The organism is Mesorhizobium helmanticense (assembly GCF_003034915.1).
GTDB lineage: Bacteria > Pseudomonadota > Alphaproteobacteria > Rhizobiales > Rhizobiaceae > Mesorhizobium > Mesorhizobium helmanticense.
Genome location: NZ_PZJX01000114.1, coordinates 1 through 1,106 on the forward strand (window position 1 = coordinate 1; position 1,106 = coordinate 1,106).

Consider the following 1,106-nt stretch of genomic DNA (forward strand, 5'->3'; position numbering starts at 1 on the left):
GATTCGACTTATTCCGGGTCATAGCCGTCTGCCTCGAAATAGTGCCTGCATTCCTCGGCTGTGAAAGCTGCGAGGCAGTTGGCCACGACCGACCAGGATTCGTCGATGGTTCGGGTTGCAGCCTTTCTCACGAGAGCCTTGAGCTTCGAGAAAGCCATCTCGATCGGGTTGAAGTCGGGCGAGTATGGCGGCAGGAACAGGAGCCGCGCCAACCTGCTCGATCACCTCGCGCGCGCCGCTGATCTTGTAGGCGGGTAGGTTGTCCGTGACACCATGTCGCCGGGGCGAAGCTCGGGTGCGCGGACCTGCTGCGCGTAGGCGAGGAAGGCAGAACCATTGATAGGGCCATCGAGCAGTATTGGCGCCGCCAAGCCGCCCAGCCGCGGGCCGGCCGTGAATGTGGGGGTCTTCCAATGGCCGTGAGGAACGGCCGCCCGACAATCGTTCGCCGCGCAGGCTGCGGCCACGCAACCGCGCCATCTTTGTGGATGCTGCGGGTCTCATTGATGAAAATCAGCCTCTCGGGGTCGAGATCGATCTGGCCATCGAACCAGGTTCTGCAGCGGCGCAGGACATTGGGGCGCTGCTGTTCGGCGGCGTGCGCCGTCTTCTTTTGAAACGTGATGCCGCGCCGGTCGAGGTACAGCCGGACCGTGGACGACGCTGCCCGCACGCCACGCTCGGCGGCAAGGCGCTCCCCGATCTCAGCAAGCGTGATGTCCGGCGCGTCCTCGATGAGACCAGGAATGAAGGCCTCATGCGCATCGAGCTTCGAACGCGACGGCTGGCCCTGCTTGCGCGCTTCCCCGGCCGTCGAAATACCGATCCGGAAGCGACGCGTCGCCTCCCGCGTCGAAACCCCTACTTCAATGGCCGCAATCACGCGCCCACGAAGGTCCGCCCTTAGGCTCCTCGTCATCGTCACCTCCTCGCAAATCACCGGGACAGTGAATCAGACAGGACCTATCGCGTGATTCCCAAACCGACTCTATGTTCATCAAAGATGCTTGAGGCATTCTCCGCCGAGTGTTCGGTACGGACCCTGCCAGACCACCAACCGCCGGGCGCGCGAAGCGAATGAACTTTGGAGTTCATTCGTCTACCCC

Annotated in this window: 1 pseudogene; it reads right to left on the minus strand. The window is 62.8% G+C overall.

Features of this window, described 5'->3' with window-relative positions:
- Window positions 1–8: 8 nt before the first annotated feature.
- Window positions 9–919: pseudogene (locus tag C9427_RS33555) on the minus strand (IS630 family transposase).
- Between the last annotated feature and the right edge of the window lie 187 nt (window positions 920–1,106).